We start from the raw sequence: 16,044 nt of genomic DNA, 5'->3' as shown, positions 1-16,044 counted from the left end.
AATATCAGGAAAGTTTTTCATGACGGACGTAACTCAACAAGCGCTAGAGCAAGGCTCTTACGATTTAATTAAGCGCCGCTTATCTAATTTTGGCACTGATTTAAAAACCCAAACAGACACAGTAAATAAGCAACGTATTGAAGAGTTTGGCAGCACAGAGTTACAAGTCAAAGGGCGCGTACGCGTTCGTACTGAACAAAACTGCACCCCCCGCGATATTGTTATTGTGGGTGATAAAGTTATTTTTGCTTATAACGTACAGTTAGGCTTAAAAAAAGAAACTGCTATTAGTGATGTGTTTAGTGTACAAAAGCTGGTTGACCAAGACGACCACTACGAAATAGAAGCTTATCCTGATACCACACGATTTTTAACCGACAGCCGTTTTATACGTGATTTTGAAGAACTATATACCTATTACAAACAAACCAGTCTACAGCACTTATACCAGCAAAATGGCAAGCTGTTTGCGTTATTCCAAATTGGTGACAAGTTAACGGATGTACGCGTGTTTCGCTGGGAAATTCACCCAGATAACACCATTAATTACATTGATAACCGCGGTGAGCGAGATATTCAACACGCTCATGACTACGATTTTGAATGGCTCAATACCGATCGCAACGATCACATTGAAGGGCGTTTTGCCCACATAAACATTGCCGACCAATTGTTTGTTGAAACCACCGGTGGCACACTGACCATTAAAATCGAAAACAGCACAGACACAGGCGAAGGTATTTACCAAGAAGCGGTGGATGATAAAAATCAATCCCTTGCTGACAGTGATGTTGATTATGCGCTGGTGGGTGATTTGATACTCCTTAAAATACTGCCATACCGCGAAAAAACATGGCGTTATTTTATTTATAACACCCGCACGCAACAGGTTATGCGCCAAGACGCCATTGGCAGTGCATGTGTTACCTTGCCTGAAGATCACGGGATTATTTTTCCTGGCGGTTATTATTTACAATCAGGCCAAGCCCGTTCATTTGAAGAGCAAATAGATGATTTAGAGTTTCACCGTCATGTTAAATCACCGAACGGTGAAGACGTTTTGTATGTGTTTTACGAGCCAAGTGAAGGGCGCTATGCGCTGTTTGCCTACAACATTATTGATAAAAACCTGCAAAACCCAATCTACTGCCACGGCTACGCTATTTACAACGATGGTTTAACACTGACCTTCAAAGCAGACAAAGACGAAGCTGAACGAGTACACCCAATACAAATTTGGCAAAGCCCGTTTGTCTCCAGTGAATTTGCTGCCAATGCTCCAGTACTTACCAGCTTTTTTGGCAAAATAGGCAACCCTGATTTAGTGCGCGGTATCTCTGATTTATACAGTGTGTGCAAAGCCATTAGCGAGCAAAGCCCAAGCCTTAATCACTATGAAGATATGATAGCGTTAAGCCGTAACATTTTTGACCGCTACCATTGGCTTAACGAGAGCGAATTTGCAGAGATTGCAACAAGCCTGCACAGTATATTTGAAACCGCCGAACAAGTGCTTGACGAGTTTGAAAAAGTCACTGAAATTCAAAACAAAGCTAAACAATCACTGGTTGATATTAATAAGCAGTACACGGAGGTCACCCGTGAAGTGCGCCCTGATAGCTTTAAAACCGCCCCTGAGTTTGTGCAAGCCATTGATGCACTCAAAATATTAAAAGGGCAAATAATCAGCCTTGAAGATATTAAGTACATTGATCTCGATGCCCTTAACGAGCTTCAACAACACGTTGATGAAAAGCTCAGCGAAGTAAGCCAAGTTACAGCGGCATTTTTACAGCAAGACAGTGCCTTGCAACCTTACCATGATAAGTTAGGCGAACTTGAAGCGCTTAGCACAAAAAGCGAAAGTGTCAGCGAGCTAAAAACCTACATAGCGGCATTAGATGAGCAAAGTGTAGAGCTTGATTTGCTTAACCACACCATGCTTGATTTAGATATTGATGATAGCCGTGTGCGCACGCAAATATTAGAAGATATCAGCGCGGTGTATGCACTAGTTAATCGTGCAAAAGCCAGTATTGAAATACGTCAAAAAAGCTTAGGCAGCGTTGAAGCGAAAGCGGAGTTTGCAGCGCGTTTTAAGCTATTTTCGCAAAGTATTACCAATGCGCTAAATAACGCAAAAACCCCAGAGGCCTGTGACGACCAATTATCAAGGCTGCTGATACAGCTTGAAGAGCTTGAGTCTCAATTTAGTGAGTTTGATGAATACCTAAGCGAAATTATTGCCAAGCGTGATGACGTTTACGAAAGCTTTGAAGCGCACAAACAAAGCCTGATTGATGCTCGCCAGCGTCGCGCTCTTAATTTAGCTAATGCCGCTGAGCGTATTTTACAAGGTGTAAATCGTCGCGCCCAAAGCTTTAGTGAGCTTGATAAACTCAATACCTACTTTGCCGCCGATCCGATGATCAGCAAATTGCGCGCATTAACTGACGAGCTTAAAGAGCTAGGCGATGAAATACGCGCTGATGATATTCAATCTAAACTCAAAGCCAGTAAAGATCAGGGCATTCGTTCACTGCGTGACAAGCAAGATATTTACACCGATGGCGGTAATACGGTCAGCATTGGCAAGCATGCATTTAGTGTAAACAAGCAACTGCTTGATTTAACGCTGTTGCCGCGCGATGAACAATTACTGTTGCACCTAACAGGCACTGATTATTTTGAAGCTATTGAAGATGAGCAAAGCCTTGCCACACTTGAGCAAAGTAAGCATTTATGGCAACAAGCCTTGGTATCTGAAAATGACGCAGTTTATCGCGGTGAGTACCTTGCGGCTCAGCTATTATTGGCGTGTGAGAATAGCGAGTACTCGCTTACTTTTAGCCAGTTGCACGATGCGCAAGCGGATGGCAGCCTATTAACGTTAGTACAAAAATTTGCTGAGCCACGTTATCAAGAAGGCTATGAAAAAGGCATACATGATCACGATGCATGCGCTATTTTAAGCACCTTACTAACGCAAAAAAGTACCCTAGACTTACTTATTTACCCTGCCAGTTGCCGTATTATTGCGCAGTTGTTTTGTGCGCAATTAAGTACAGAGCAGTTAAGCAATTTTTATCATCAGGCAAGTAATGCCATATTGATGGATAAACACTTTGCAGCAACACAATTTATCACTAATTTAACTGATCAAATAAGTAAGCAAGTCAGTCATTTCTTACCGCAAGTTGCGTTATTGTGCCAACGCTTCACTGATTTTTCATGCGATTTAACCGCCGGATATTTGATACAACAACTAGCACAACAAAAAGCACCTGATAAGCTTTGCTTTGTAGTGTCGCAACAGGCTAAAAAGCTTGCAAAACAATTCACAAATGAGGCAAAGGTAAAAGGCTTTAGTAGTGAATTAGAAAGCGCGCGTAAAAATGTAAACAGCACCGATGAGCGTGCTTTGTTGTATTTAAGCTGGCTAAACGCGTATTGCTTACATTATCCAGAGGTAAGCCCTGTTGTGCAGGCAGAGGCCGCTAATTATTTACATTTAAGTGCCAGTACAGGGTTAACTTACCAAGTGCTAGATGTAACCCCTGCAACGCAAGTTGAAAATCTAATGGGGCAACATAAGCGGGTAAAAGAGCAGGTTCTTAATCTTGATTACGCTGAATTTTATGCCCGTACACGCGACTACATCACTGAGCAAGTGCCTGCATTTGAGCGATATCATCGTCTGCGTACTGACATACTTACAGAGCAAAAAGAGCGCCTACAACTCGATGAATTTAAAGCCCGGCCTTTAAGTTCATTTGTGCGTAATCAGCTTATTAATAAAGTTTACTTCCCAATTATTGGCGATAACTTAGCTAAACAAATTGGCTCTGCGGGTAAAAATAAACGCAGTGATTTAATGGGTATGTTATTGCTAATATCACCACCGGGTTACGGTAAAACAACGCTTGTTGAGTATGTAGCAAACCGACTGGGGCTGACCTTTGTAAAAGTAAACTGCCCATCAATAGGCCACGCTCAAGTCTCACTTGACCCAGCGCAAGCAATTAATGCAACCGCTGAAAAAGAGATTGCTAAAATCAACCAAAGCTTTGAAATGGGCAATAATGTAATGCTCTATTTGGATGATATACAGCACACCAACCCTGAGTTTTTACAAAAGTTTATTTCATTGTGTGATGGCTCACGCCGAATTGATGGGGTGTGGAATGGCAAAAGTAAAACCTACGATTTACGCGGTAAAAAGTTTGCCGTGGTTATGGCAGGTAACCCGTACACTGAGTCGGGCGAGAGCTTTAAAATCCCTGACATGCTAGCTAACCGAGCCGACATATATAACTTAGGTGATACCTTAGCAGGGTGCGAACAAGAGTTTGCAATGAGCTTTATTGAAAATGCGCTGACCTCAAACTCAGTACTTGCGCCACTTGCTAACCGCAATATGGAAGATTTATACAAACTTGTGCGTATTTGCGAGGGAGAAGATATTTCATTAAATGAGCTTGAACATGGCTACTCACAAGCAGAGGCAAATGAAATTAAAGCGGTGTTAACCCGCTTGATGACCATTCGTAACACAGTGTTAAAAGTAAATGCTCAGTACATCGCTTCAGCCGCGCAAGATAATAATTACCGTACCGAGCCGCCTTTTAAACTGCAAGGTAGCTACCGTAATATGAACAAAATGGCAGAGAAGGTCGTCGCTGCCATGAACTATGAAGAGCTTGAAAACTTAATACGCGATCACTACCGCGGCGAAGCGCAAACTTTGAGTAAAGGCTCAGAAGAAAACTTACTAAAATTAGGTGAGTTGCGCGGTACTCTCAGTGATGAAGAAAACCAGCGTTTTGCACAAATTAAAGATGATTTTGTAAGACTCAATAAGCTCGATGGCGCGGGCAGCCCGGTAATGATGGCAGTTGAGCAAATGAGTTACTTGCATGAATCACTGCAAAGTATTGCCAGCAAATTGAGCAAAACTAACCTCAGTCACGATTACAGCGAATTATTACAAACGCTGGGGCTCAATGTGCAAGGGACAGACAACAACCATGCAATACAAGCGCTTGCGCAAGCTGTTGAAAGTGGCCTAGGGCAAACGCCTTACAAAGACGTGCTTAAACAGCTAGCAGACAACACGGCTGAAAATAACACTCAAGCACAACTAAACGCGTTAGTTAAAGCAACAACTGAAAATAATACTAATCACACGTTAAATACTTTAGCTGCACAGCTAGGTGAAAGTATTGGTTCAATTAACAATAAGAGTGAAATTACCGAGTTAACGAAAGGCATTGCTGCAAATAACACGAACCAAACACTAGCTATGCTGGGGCAACAGTTAGTAGAGTATTTAGCCCCTTTAGATAATAAAGAGCAGCTTCAAACCTTGATAGAGACCATAGCAAGTAATAATACATCTTCGCATATTGATGCATTAAGTGAGCAGCTCCAAAATTCCATTAAAAATAATAATATGCAACACGGTGTGCAACAGCTTATTGCTGCGTTAAATAGCCAAACTGAGCAACTAAATACAAAAGCTGAGCTCGCAGAGCTTACCCAAGCGATAACCAACGCTAACCCTAACAGTGCCATCTTAGCATTACAGCAGGCATTGTTTGCTGGTAATGAGGTACAAATAAACGCCTTGAGTGAGCAATTGCTAAGCGCATTGACTACACTAGATCACAGTGAAAAATTAGCCCAGATATTAACTGCGCTAAAAAGTACTAATAGCAACGAGCAAACTCAACACTTAATTAGTCAGCTACTGAGTGAACTAAAGGCTGCGAATAATCGTGATGTGCTTGAGCTTATTGCACAGCAAGGCGTAGATAATACGCAACAAAACGCTTTGCAACACAGCGAACAAAAACAGGCCTTAGAGACACTAATAAGTGCGATAAAAAATCAGCCAAGACAAGTGGTTACGCAGGTAAGCGAAAAAGTTCAGCAAGATGGTTCTATGCCAACACTGTTATAAAAAACATCAGTTGTTTGTGAATTTAAAGGAGAAAAAGAGATGGAAATCAACGCACCAGAATTGTACGACTCAATGGGTGAGGCAAAGATAGCCGCTATTTATGTGAATGACGGTCAAGAAGTCATTGCTAATCAAGCACTGTTTGATGTAGAACTTGAAAAAGCCGTGTTAGAGGTTGTGACACCACAAGCAGGCGTTATTCATAACTTTAAGGCAAAAGTAGGTGACATTGTAAGCTCAGAACAAGTGATTATGTACCTACGCGAAAAGCGCAACGGCGAGCACACCGCAGATAAAAAATTACCGATGGAAGAAGAGCTCGCGTTATTAAGAGGAGAAAACGAGCGACTCAAAAAACTGCTAGCAGAGCAGCAATTAACATCAGCTGGTTAATTTTCATTGGGCAAGCATCAGCGCTCATAACGTATAACCATCACTTGCCATTTTGTAATACGTGGAGAGTGGAGTAAGCTACTAAGTAGCGTATTTGCCATAGACATTAAAAAGCCAAGCAAAGTAGCTTGGCTTAAATTAATACATTAGCTAACTTGCGTATTAATTTAACTGCGTCGACAGTGATATCTCAGTATTCATCAGTTTTGAGATAGGGCAACCGTCTTTAGTTTGTACGCATAGTTCATCGAATTTCAATTGTGAAATACCCTCAATATTAGCCTCTACATTGAGCGCAATGTGGCTCACTTCAAAGCCATCATCTACCTCGTCTAGGCTAACGGTTGCAGTGGTTTTGATATCATCGGCTACATAATCCGCTTCAGTAAGTGCTAGTGATAACGCCATGCTGTAACAAGCACTGTGGGCTGCTGCAACCAGCTCCTCAGGGTTAGTGCCTGCTTTGTCTTCAAAGCGAGTATTGAACCCATATGGCTGACTCTCAAGGGCGCCACTTTCGCTACTTATTGATCCCTTACCTGATTTAATATCCCCTGACCAATTGGCTGATGCTGATTTTTTAATCGTCATAATGTCTCCTTGGGTTTGTTGTGTAAAGTTTGCAATAACATTGCAAGCTCTTCATGCTTTTACCGGCTAATCGGTATTTACACGTTAATCGACTAGGGTTTTGCAATATTGACACCAAGGTTTATTTTGCGTTTCGCCGGCACCGCTTCGAGCAGTAAACAACGTTGTCCCAGTCTCGTTGCCATTTTTTGCGCCAGGTAAAATCACGGTTGCAAACGGGACAGGTCTTTTTCGGTAAATGTAATTTCTTATGCGCCATGTTTACGCTTCTTTTTAATGTTTTTTGGTCGCGGTGTAATGCTTACATGAGCTTTGAGTATTGCAGGTATGGCTCGCTGTACATCAACCCGTTCACGGTATTGCCACAGCCTATCGCGCGCTTCTTTTGAGGCTTTTGTTAAATCCACCATGGATTCTGGGTAGTCTTCGCCTATTTTAAAGTCGTTAAATAACGCTTCCATCGGGGTTTGCTGCCATGGTTCGTGTAAGTATTCAATTGGCAGTTTTTCAAGTTCTGGGCACCACTTTTTAATAAACTCTCCGTTTGGATCTTGATCCTCAGATTGCTTAATCGGGTTGTAATGGCGAATAGTATTAATGCCAGTTACCGAGGCTTGCATTTGAATTTGCGGATAATGAATGCCCGGTTCAAAGTCTAAAAAGTAGTTAGCTAAGGGGAGGCTCGCTTGCTGCCAGCTAATGTTTAAGTGGTGGGTCACAAAGCTGACCAACATGGCGCGCATTCTAAAATTAATGTAGCCGGTGTGTTTTAAGCAGCGCATGCAGGCGTCAATAATCGGCACACCTGTTTGCCCCTCAGACCAACGCTTTATATCGCCTGCGACCTTATCATCATCGCGGTAGGGAAACTGATGATACCCTGCGTTAAGCGCTTTAAACTCCATTGAACATTCGCTTTCAAATTTTTGCATAAAATGGCAATGCCAATGCAAGCGTGAGACAAACGCCGCAAGCGGGCGCTTCCAGCCTCTTTTGTCAGGGTGTTTTGAGTCGTATGCTGCCATTGCTTTTTGGTACACTTGCCTAAGGCTAATGTTGCCCCACGCTAAGTAAGGCGAGAGCCTAGAGCAATGGATTTGGCTTAAACTGGGGCTTGAAATGCCTTTTTGATAGCCTTTGCCTCTAACCTCAAAAAAGCTTTGCATGACTTGCTGGGCTTTCAACGCACCGCCAATTTGAAAGTGTGGGTTTTGCTCTGTGTAGGCATTAGGTAATGTAGGGGCTTGGTAATCGTTTAATGTTACCGTACTGACGTTTTTCCAGTTTGGAATAGCAATAGGGCTATTCATGTATTGATGCCAATGTTCGTTCCAGCCTTTACGATTTTTAGCCCCGCGTATAACCCCACCGGTAGGAAACTCAAGCCAGTTTATTGCATGGTGTTTACACCATTTTTTTACTGCTTTGTCGCGCTCAAACGTATTATTTAAGCCAATTTCTTGGTGGCTCAATAAGCTGGCAATTTCAAACTGGTTATTTAATGAATTGAGTAGCTCATCCATAGGGCTGCTGAACAGATAAACGCGGGCATTAAAGCGCGCGAGCTGTCTATTCATTTCAACTAACGATTGATATACAAAGCGCCAATGACGTTCACTATAGTGAGCATCATTGAGTAGTAGTGGTTCAAAATTATAAATAAGCAGGGTCGGCAGTGCGCTGTCAAACGCGTACTTAAGTGGCTGATGATCAGATAAACGTAAATCTCGTTTAAACCAGACTATATTAACTTTTTCGCGCATTAGTAACTGCTTATTGGCCAATCTGCAGCATCGGCTGAGTCTATGCTATAAACATCATCACCTCGCCAGCGCTTAATAAAGGTATTTTCAGGGTCATAAGTGTGAGTTTGTTTAACTAAATTAAAATGCCTACCAGAACGAGGGTCCGCACCAACCCCAGCAAGGTATTGCCAGTTGCCCCAATTTGCGGCTACGTCGTAATCAATGAGTTGTTGCTCAAAATAAGCCGCACCAAAACGCCAATCTAATTTGAGCTCGTTGACTAAACAGCTGGCAACAAGTTGACGGCCACGATTAGACACATAACCCGTTTGATTAAGTTGTTTCATACACGCATTAACAATGGGGTAGGGAGTTGTGCCCATGCACCATTGTTTAAAGCGCCCTGAATAAAAACTGGTGAGTGGTTTGTTTGAGCTTATGCCGCTAAATGCGAATATTTGATGACCATAGCGCAAACTATAAAGCTGAAAATATTCACGCCAAAGTAGCTCAAAGTAAATCCAGTAAGTTGAATCATTCGCGCCGTGTTGTTGTTCATACTTTTGCAGTGCGTGCATTATCTGTCGCACCGACACATTGCCGTTGGCAAGCCAAGGCGAGAATTTTGTTGAATTTGCCATGCCATCAAGGGCATTGCGAGTCAGTTTATATTCGCTCGGGGCTGAACTTGAAAAGTACTGTTCAACGTGGTTTTTAGCGGCCACTTCGCCAGCATCAAAATCACAGTTTACCTGTTCAACCTTAGGTAAAGATTTAGGCCAAGGTACAGGGGCAATTAACGGCGCAGGGAAATGGCTTGGTCTCTGTACCGGCGATTTTATAGAGAGGTTTGATGATTCTACCTTTTTACGAAATTTACTGAATGTTGACGGCAGTTCACTTAGCTCAAAGGGCAGTTGATGCATGTCATACAAGGTAAATGTATTACTTTGTTTAAGTGTAATCTCGCTGTATTTATTGGTGATAGCAGTGAGAGATTGCCGTTCGTATAAGCCAATTTGGTCACTGCAGTAAATCACACGGGTATTGTGATGAGAGTAATAATGATCAATCACTTCCAGCGGCGCTTTAAAATAAACAACTAAGTGCTGGCCGCGTGCATTTAGCTGGTTGTTCAATTCGTGCAGCGATTTAACCAAAAACGCCCATCGTTGTGCGCCTAATGTTTGACAGTTAAAACGGTTGCTTTTAAACCACTCAGGGTCAATACAATAAATAAAGCTGATTGATGAGCTTTGTTCGCATGCACGCCTTAAAAGCGTGTTGTCTGATAACCGTAAGTCTTTGGTGAACCAATATACAGATTGTGTCATATAATAAACTTGTCATTAGGGTTTTACTAATCCATTGTGTTTCAATACGTGACAAACACTGAACACGTTTAATACGTGTGACTTTTTATTTCTTCATCATTAAAGCGAGCGATACGTGTTTTTAGATTTAACCCAGCACCACGAAAAACCAAGTATTTATAACCTACTAGTAGGCGGCATTACTCCTCGTCCAATTGCGTGGATAAGTACTGTTAGTGTTGATGGCGTGGATAATATAGCGCCTTATTCATTTTTTACTGTGGCAAGTGTTAACCCGCCTGTATTAAGTGTTACTCAGGTAAACCCACGAGATAAACAGAACAAAGATACGTTAACTAACTTACTCGCTAATAAGGAGTGCGTAGTTAATATCGTGAGTGAACAGCAAGTTGAGCAGATGAATCAAAGCTGCGCAAATTATTCTTCATTGGTTAGTGAATTTGCAGCTGTAGGTATTGATTCCGTCACGAGTGAGTTTGTCACACCTCTGGCTGTTAAGGGGTCTAAAGTGCGCTATGAATGTACCTTGCGCGAGGTTATAACACTCAGCGAAAAGCCTGGTGGTGGGCAAATAATGTTATTGGATGTTAGAGGGATATTTATTGATGATAGTGTGCTTATTGATGAGCATATTGACGGCCAATTACTGGCCACAGTGGGTAAGATGGGTGGTGATGACTTTACCAAAACCGCCAACGTTTTTAGTTTAAAACGGCCAGTTGTAAAATAACATAACTTTGAAAATTCTCATTTTTTGCACAATGTTTACACTTTTTTTGTATACCTTTGTTGATAATATCAAAACAGGGGCGTGCAATGTCTTTAATAAAACCTATCTCGAAAATGTTTGCGTTGAGTGTGTTATGCGCAAGCTTAGCTGCGTGTAATAGTAGCTCAGAAACTGATAATGAAATTATAAATACTGTGCCAGTAGTTAATGCAGGTGAGGATCAACAGGTAAGCAATAATGATCCTGTTTACTTGCAAGGCAGTTATGACGATGATGATGCCTACGTTACTATTTTATGGACGCAGCAAGCAGGTACAGCCGTTAGTTTTAGTGATCCAAGTGACATTGCGACACAAATCAGTATTCCAACATTATCACAAACAGAAACCTTGGTATTTACCTTAACAATTGATGATGGTGTGAATGATGCCGTAAGCGATAATGTTGAAGTCACAGTATCGGTTACTCAAAATACTGATGATACACATATCACGAGTTGGATTCTTAATAATGAAACGGCCTCGACTTACATCAATAATGGCAGCACTGGTGTAACTGAGAATGTGCAAAGTGCTGAAATAGTTAATTTATCAGATGTTGAATACATGCATGTTAATACAACAGGTGTACCTCGCTATGACGTAACATTGACTCAGGAACAAATTGATTGGTTAAATAACCGTCCTCGCGCGGCTACTGACTTTGCAAATGGAGTTACCACTGCAGAGGCTGGGCAAACGGTATTATTTGGCGAAGACATTGGCTACAACAGTAGCTCTGAGAACTGTAATGATACCGGCGGCAGCGGCTATTGGCCGCCAGGCCCTGGCTGTCCAACAGAGCAAACAGTGGATGCTTATTTTACGCTTGAACCTGCTGAAAATGATACTGAATGCGAAACCGGATTAGGGACTATTGGTTTAATGGTTAACGGCACCAGCATATTTAATTGGGGTGACGGTATGAGTTATGGCCAAGGTGTGTGGTATAACTTAGCACCAATTGCTGAGCAATACGATGTAGATGTATGTGGCGGACATGCTGCTAATGGCGAATATCACCATCACTTTTACACAAGCTGTTTAGCAGATATGCTTGATGACGATGGCTCAGCACATTCACCTATTTATGGTTTTTCGGCAGATGGTTACCCGCTTTATGGACCTTACGAAAGTGAAGATCAACTTGCTTTAAGCGGTTGGGAAATGCGTAATTATGGCGCATCTACCAGTGAAGGAGGTTGTGAGACCGAAGGCCAGCGTAGTTGTATCTTAGTTGACCCATATGATATCAGCAAAGGTGTAGAGTCAGCACAAAGTGGCCCCGCTATCGGTGAGTCAGTCTCTACGTTGTCAGGTAATACACTCGCTGCTGATGATGGTTACTACTTTGAGGATTATTATTACGCGCAAAAAGAAGTGACGGGTGCACAATTAGATGAGCATAACGGGCACGATACGAATGACGGTAAAGGCTATCACTATCATATTACGTTAGTAAAAGACTCTGATGATAAGTTACAGCCTTCATTTCCTTATCAGATTGGACCTCGCTTTAAAGGTACATTACCAGAGAACTCAATCGGTAGTTGTAGTACCGGTGATGCTATGGGCCCACCACCGCGCTAGGAGGGATGTCAAATGAAAGTGACAATGATAAGTATGGGTTTAGTGTTACTATTAAAGCTCAATATCGCGATGGCACAAATGCAAAATATGCAAATGGATCATTCTCATATGCCAATTGCGGTGCCTGAAAACTCACCAGTACCGTCACTTAGTTTAACACTTGAGCCAGACGTAATGTCTGGCTATAACTTAACTGTTAATACTAAGGGGTATATATTTACACCGCCACCAGCGCAGCTTGATATGATGCAATTAATGTCTGCCGATCTAGATGAGTCGACAAATCAGCTCAAAGGGCATGCCCATCTATATATAAATGGAGTTAAAATCCAGCGGGTTTATGGTAAATATGTTCACTTACCTGCTAATTTATTTAGTGCAGGATTGAATACTATTTCTGTAACACTCAATAATCATGGGCACATGTATTGGACTGCGAGTAATAAAAAAATTGTGGCTACTTTGTATATTAACGACCAAGTCGATACATTAATAACATACCGCTTTGAAAGCTTTCCAATTGATGGCTAATCAATAAATAAAAGGTATGGACACCTTTTTAAAATAAGTGACACATGAAAATACACAACAAATTATTTTTGATTTTATTTAGTTTTAGCTTTGGCTTGATTACTGCGTTAGTACTGTTAATGCAGTGGAGTATTGGGCAAGGTATGATCGATTATGTCAATGCCAAAGAAGTAAAAGCGTTAAAGCCTTTGACAATTAGTTTCGCTCAGAAATATGAAACTGAGCACTCGTGGCAAAGTATGCGAGGAGATAATCGGCAGTTTTTTAGGCTAGTACAAAAGCAACTACGAGATAGTCAATTTGTACCTAGCAGGCCTATGCGAGACAGAATGCCAAAGCCTTCTGATCCTATTCGAGATCGGATGCATGAACGTGAACCGCCAGAGCATAGGCTACCCCCAGGCCATGAAGCCGATTACGCATTGCTTGATAGTAATAAAAATTTAGTAGCAGGTCGCTACAAAGGTGATCTTAGATATACAAATATACCAATCGAATTAAATAATCTCGTAATTGGGTATCTAGCGGTATCAAAACGCAAAGGTTTAATTGATGGCTATGAACTTGACTTTTTAGAGCAGCAAACCAGCTACTTATGGTTGATTGGGATAGCGGCAGTACTATTTACACTGCTTATTTCGTTTTTCTTAGCACGTAACTTAGTAGGCCCAGTAAAGCAAATAGCTAAAGGAATGCAACAGCTTAGTCAGGGCGATTTTGAATATAAACTCAAGCTTGAGCGTCAAGATGAGTTAGGCCAATTAAGCGAAGACTTTAATACATTAGCATTATCGTTATCTCATAATGAGCAAGTTAGAAAGCGCTGGCTTGCAAATACATCCCATGAATTACGAACGCCTATTGCCATTTTAATGGGAGAGCTTGAGGCGATGCAATTAGGCGTAAGACCTCTTACAATCGATAATATTCGCTCAGCCCATGATGAAGCAAACCATTTAAAACGACTGATCGATGACTTGCATATGCTAAATAGTGCTGAATTAGGTGGCATGCACTTTACCATGCAGCCACTGATGCTTGGTGAGCTATTAACTGCTGTAAGTCAAAAGTACATGCCAATTTTTGAGCAACATAATATTCAATTTAATGTTGCTCAATTATCGGTTGATATAAATTTAAATGCTGACAAAACTCGACTAATGCAGTTATTTGGCAATATATTAATGAATGCAATTCATTATGCACAGTGTTCAACCTTACAGGTGCTAGTCAATACCTTCGTTGAAGAGCAACAGCGCTATTTACATATTGTCATCGAAGATAATGGCGTAGGTGTTGGAAAACAGCACTTACCCCATTTGTTTGAATATTTGTACCGAGTGGATGACGCTCGTAATCGGCAGCAAGGTGGCTCAGGACTTGGTCTATCGCTTTGTCAGCATATTGTGCAGGCCCATAAAGGAAAAATTACTGCTCAGAAATCTGAATTGGGCGGTTTGGCTATCATAATCAAAATACCTATGGAGCATTAAAATGACAGCACCCGCTAAAATACTCATTGTTGAAGATGAAGTAAAATTGGCCAATTTAATGAGTGACTTTTTGTTAAGCCAACACTTTGAAACTCATCAAATCCATCATGGAGATGACGTTTTACCTTGGCTGAAAGAAAATCATCCGAGTGTTATTTTACTTGATGTTATGCTTCCAGGTGTCAGTGGTATAGAGCTGTGCAAAGCAATAAGGCAATTTTCAACGGTACCAATAATGATGGTATCAGCAAAGGTAGAGGAAATTGATAGGCTACTAGGCCTTGAACTTGGGGCTGATGATTATGTTTGCAAACCATTTAGTTATGCTGAAGTTGTTGCCCGGGTAAAGTCTCTTATTAGGCGAAGTGAGCTTGCTAAACCCGAACTAAGTACAGATATGCATTTAGATGAGAGTACGTTTAGCGTTCAATTCAAAGGGCGTTCAGTTGAGTTAACCAGTGTTGAGTTTCAGCTTTTCAAGCCACTATTTGAAAAGCCAAACCGTATTTTTAACCGTGAAAGTTTAATGAATAATATGTACGAAGATCAGCGGATTGTGAGTTTCCGTACTATAGATAGTCATATTAAAAAGCTGCGTAAGAAATTAGATGAGGTATGTGAGCAAGACAGTGTTATTCAATCGGTTTATGGCGTGGGCTATCGGTTTGTAAAGCCTTAACACAAATAAAGCGAAGTATTACTTTAAATTCCACATTTTTTGCACATTGTTTGCGCATTTTAATTTTATTCTTTAGGTAGTTACTTACTGCTATCTCACAAGAGGTTGAATTATGAAATCGTTAACAGCTATTGCCCTATTAACTGCGTTATGTGTCGGCTTTGCGGCTCATGTCGATGCCAAAGGTCGTGAAAAACCGGCCCGTCCAGATTTTTCAAGTATTGATATTGATTCAAGTGGTGCTATTAGTTTTGCTGAATTTAGTGAGCAAGAATTACCACCAGGCGTAGATGATATCCAAATTATTTTTGATGAAATAGACGCTGATAAAGATGGTGAAATTTCAGAGCAAGAGTTTAAAGATCATAAACCACCACGTCGTCAAAGATAAGGAATAACCATGATAAATAGTATTTCATCTGGTGCTAACTTTGAGCAAATGCAGCGTCCAAAAGCACAGCCTTTAACAAGTGAACAGACAGAGTTAATGAGCGAAACGTTATCGCAATTTGATCCTGAGAATTTAACCGCCGAAGATGCACAATCTATCGTAGCCGCATTTCAAGATGCAGGCATTCAGCCTGGCCAAGAAATGCAAGAGCTAATGGCCGAAGCTGGCTTTGATGCAGCGCAAGTGGGTGAAATGGGGCGTCCAGAAGGTGGCCGCCCACCAGGTCCACCACCACAAGGCGGTGTAGAGCAAGTTAATACCGAAGATGTTGTTAGCTATTTAGATGAGTTACTCGCTGATTATTCAGAGCAGTTATCTGATGATGATAAAGAATCTATTTTATCGTCTGTACAACAGCAATTTGGCTTAGCCCAAAGCGATTCTTTGCTTTCTGTAAAAGCTTAATAAACTATCAAATTAATCAGTTAGGGGGAGTCCGTAGCTGATTAATTTTTTATCCTGCGACAATTTGTCACATTTTCAATGTTCCTAAAACATTTATCATAA

13 protein-coding genes are annotated in these 16,044 nt (G+C 41.3%); 9 read left to right on the top strand and 4 right to left on the bottom strand.

Annotated features, from left to right (window positions below; genetic code table 11):
* Window positions 1-19 precede the first annotated feature (19 nt).
* The gene (locus AAEU30_RS02525; RefSeq protein WP_421959171.1) at window positions 20-5,962 is read left to right on the top strand and encodes a DNA repair ATPase; all 5,943 of its coding nucleotides are present in this window, start codon (window positions 20-22) and stop codon (window positions 5,960-5,962) included.
* A gap of 39 nt (window positions 5,963-6,001) precedes the next feature.
* The gene (locus tag AAEU30_RS02520; protein ID WP_421959169.1) at window positions 6,002-6,355 is read left to right on the top strand and encodes a biotin/lipoyl-containing protein; all 354 of its coding nucleotides are present in this window, start codon (window positions 6,002-6,004) and stop codon (window positions 6,353-6,355) included.
* Window positions 6,356-6,517: 162 nt separating this feature from the next.
* Here the strand turns inward: AAEU30_RS02520 and AAEU30_RS02515 are convergent, their stop codons facing one another.
* The 4 genes from AAEU30_RS02515 to AAEU30_RS02500 form a co-directional block, all read right to left on the bottom strand.
* On the bottom strand, window positions 6,518-6,946 hold the full coding sequence (locus AAEU30_RS02515) for an OsmC family protein (protein ID WP_421959168.1): 429 nt from the start codon (window positions 6,944-6,946) through the stop codon (window positions 6,518-6,520).
* Window positions 6,947-7,067: 121 nt separating this feature from the next.
* Window positions 7,068-7,205 carry a DUF2256 domain-containing protein gene (locus tag AAEU30_RS02510; protein ID WP_421959167.1) on the bottom strand — a complete coding sequence of 46 codons (138 nt, stop codon included), beginning with the start codon at window positions 7,203-7,205 and terminating at the stop codon, window positions 7,068-7,070.
* Complete coding sequence (locus tag AAEU30_RS02505) at window positions 7,195-8,709, bottom strand: cryptochrome/deoxyribodipyrimidine photo-lyase family protein (protein WP_421959166.1); 1,515 nt, start codon at window positions 8,707-8,709, stop codon at window positions 7,195-7,197. The genes AAEU30_RS02510 and AAEU30_RS02505 overlap by 11 nt, the downstream gene beginning before the upstream one ends.
* Window positions 8,709-10,025 (bottom strand): DASH family cryptochrome, encoded by a 1,317-nt coding sequence (locus AAEU30_RS02500; RefSeq protein ID WP_421959165.1) that lies wholly within the window; start codon window positions 10,023-10,025, stop codon window positions 8,709-8,711. Before AAEU30_RS02500 ends, AAEU30_RS02505 begins: the two co-directional genes overlap by 1 nt.
* Before the next feature lie 115 nt (window positions 10,026-10,140).
* Here AAEU30_RS02500 and AAEU30_RS02495 point away from each other — a divergent pair, with 115 nt between their 5' ends.
* The 7 genes from AAEU30_RS02495 to AAEU30_RS02465 all read left to right on the top strand — a co-directional run bounded on the left by AAEU30_RS02495 (window position 10,141) and on the right by AAEU30_RS02465 (window position 15,942).
* Window positions 10,141-10,755: a flavin reductase family protein gene (locus AAEU30_RS02495; protein ID WP_421959164.1), complete on the top strand. Its 615-nt coding sequence runs from the start codon at window positions 10,141-10,143 to the stop codon at window positions 10,753-10,755.
* 86 nt (window positions 10,756-10,841) lie between these two features.
* Window positions 10,842-12,383 (top strand): YHYH protein, encoded by a 1,542-nt coding sequence (locus AAEU30_RS02490; RefSeq protein ID WP_421959163.1) that lies wholly within the window; start codon window positions 10,842-10,844, stop codon window positions 12,381-12,383.
* Between the two features lie 12 nt (window positions 12,384-12,395).
* A complete protein-coding gene (locus tag AAEU30_RS02485) occupies window positions 12,396-12,914 on the top strand; it encodes a hypothetical protein (RefSeq protein WP_421959162.1) in 519 nt (172 codons plus the stop codon).
* Window positions 12,915-12,958: 44 nt separating this feature from the next.
* The gene (locus tag AAEU30_RS02480; RefSeq protein WP_421959161.1) at window positions 12,959-14,407 is read left to right on the top strand and encodes an ATP-binding protein; all 1,449 of its coding nucleotides are present in this window, start codon (window positions 12,959-12,961) and stop codon (window positions 14,405-14,407) included.
* 1 nt (window position 14,408) lies between these two features.
* Complete coding sequence (locus tag AAEU30_RS02475) at window positions 14,409-15,086, top strand: response regulator (RefSeq protein WP_421959160.1); 678 nt, start codon at window positions 14,409-14,411, stop codon at window positions 15,084-15,086.
* 112 nt (window positions 15,087-15,198) lie between these two features.
* Window positions 15,199-15,477: an EF-hand domain-containing protein gene (locus AAEU30_RS02470; RefSeq protein ID WP_421959159.1), complete on the top strand. Its 279-nt coding sequence runs from the start codon at window positions 15,199-15,201 to the stop codon at window positions 15,475-15,477.
* A gap of 9 nt (window positions 15,478-15,486) precedes the next feature.
* Entirely contained in the window at window positions 15,487-15,942 is a 456-nt protein-coding gene (locus tag AAEU30_RS02465; RefSeq protein ID WP_421959158.1) for a hypothetical protein, read from the top strand.
* Window positions 15,943-16,044: the final 102 nt, after the last annotated feature.

Source organism: Pseudoalteromonas mucoides, from assembly GCF_049257175.1.
In the GTDB taxonomy this organism is placed as follows: Bacteria; Pseudomonadota; Gammaproteobacteria; order Enterobacterales; family Alteromonadaceae; genus Pseudoalteromonas.
Note: the sequence above shows the minus strand (reverse complement) of the source record. Positions and strands in the feature narration are given on the sequence as shown.

What these genes read in the sequence shown, in the direction of transcription:
- AAEU30_RS02480 (WP_421959161.1), top strand. Translation starts at nt 12,959, where the DNA reads ATGAAAATACACAACAAATTATTTTTGATTTTATTTAGTTTTAGCTTT.
- AAEU30_RS02475 (WP_421959160.1), top strand. Translation starts at nt 14,409, where the DNA reads ATGACAGCACCCGCTAAAATACTCATTGTTGAAGATGAAGTAAAATTG.
- AAEU30_RS02505 (WP_421959166.1), bottom strand. Translation starts at nt 8,709, where the DNA reads ATGCGCGAAAAAGTTAATATAGTCTGGTTTAAACGAGATTTACGTTTA.
- AAEU30_RS02520 (WP_421959169.1), top strand. Translation starts at nt 6,002, where the DNA reads ATGGAAATCAACGCACCAGAATTGTACGACTCAATGGGTGAGGCAAAG.
- AAEU30_RS02515 (WP_421959168.1), bottom strand. Translation starts at nt 6,946, where the DNA reads ATGACGATTAAAAAATCAGCATCAGCCAATTGGTCAGGGGATATTAAA.
- AAEU30_RS02525 (WP_421959171.1), top strand. Translation starts at nt 20, where the DNA reads ATGACGGACGTAACTCAACAAGCGCTAGAGCAAGGCTCTTACGATTTA.
- AAEU30_RS02470 (WP_421959159.1), top strand. Translation starts at nt 15,199, where the DNA reads ATGAAATCGTTAACAGCTATTGCCCTATTAACTGCGTTATGTGTCGGC.
- AAEU30_RS02500 (WP_421959165.1), bottom strand. Translation starts at nt 10,025, where the DNA reads ATGACACAATCTGTATATTGGTTCACCAAAGACTTACGGTTATCAGAC.
- AAEU30_RS02465 (WP_421959158.1), top strand. Translation starts at nt 15,487, where the DNA reads ATGATAAATAGTATTTCATCTGGTGCTAACTTTGAGCAAATGCAGCGT.
- AAEU30_RS02485 (WP_421959162.1), top strand. Translation starts at nt 12,396, where the DNA reads ATGAAAGTGACAATGATAAGTATGGGTTTAGTGTTACTATTAAAGCTC.
- AAEU30_RS02490 (WP_421959163.1), top strand. Translation starts at nt 10,842, where the DNA reads ATGTCTTTAATAAAACCTATCTCGAAAATGTTTGCGTTGAGTGTGTTA.
- AAEU30_RS02510 (WP_421959167.1), bottom strand. Translation starts at nt 7,205, where the DNA reads ATGGCGCATAAGAAATTACATTTACCGAAAAAGACCTGTCCCGTTTGC.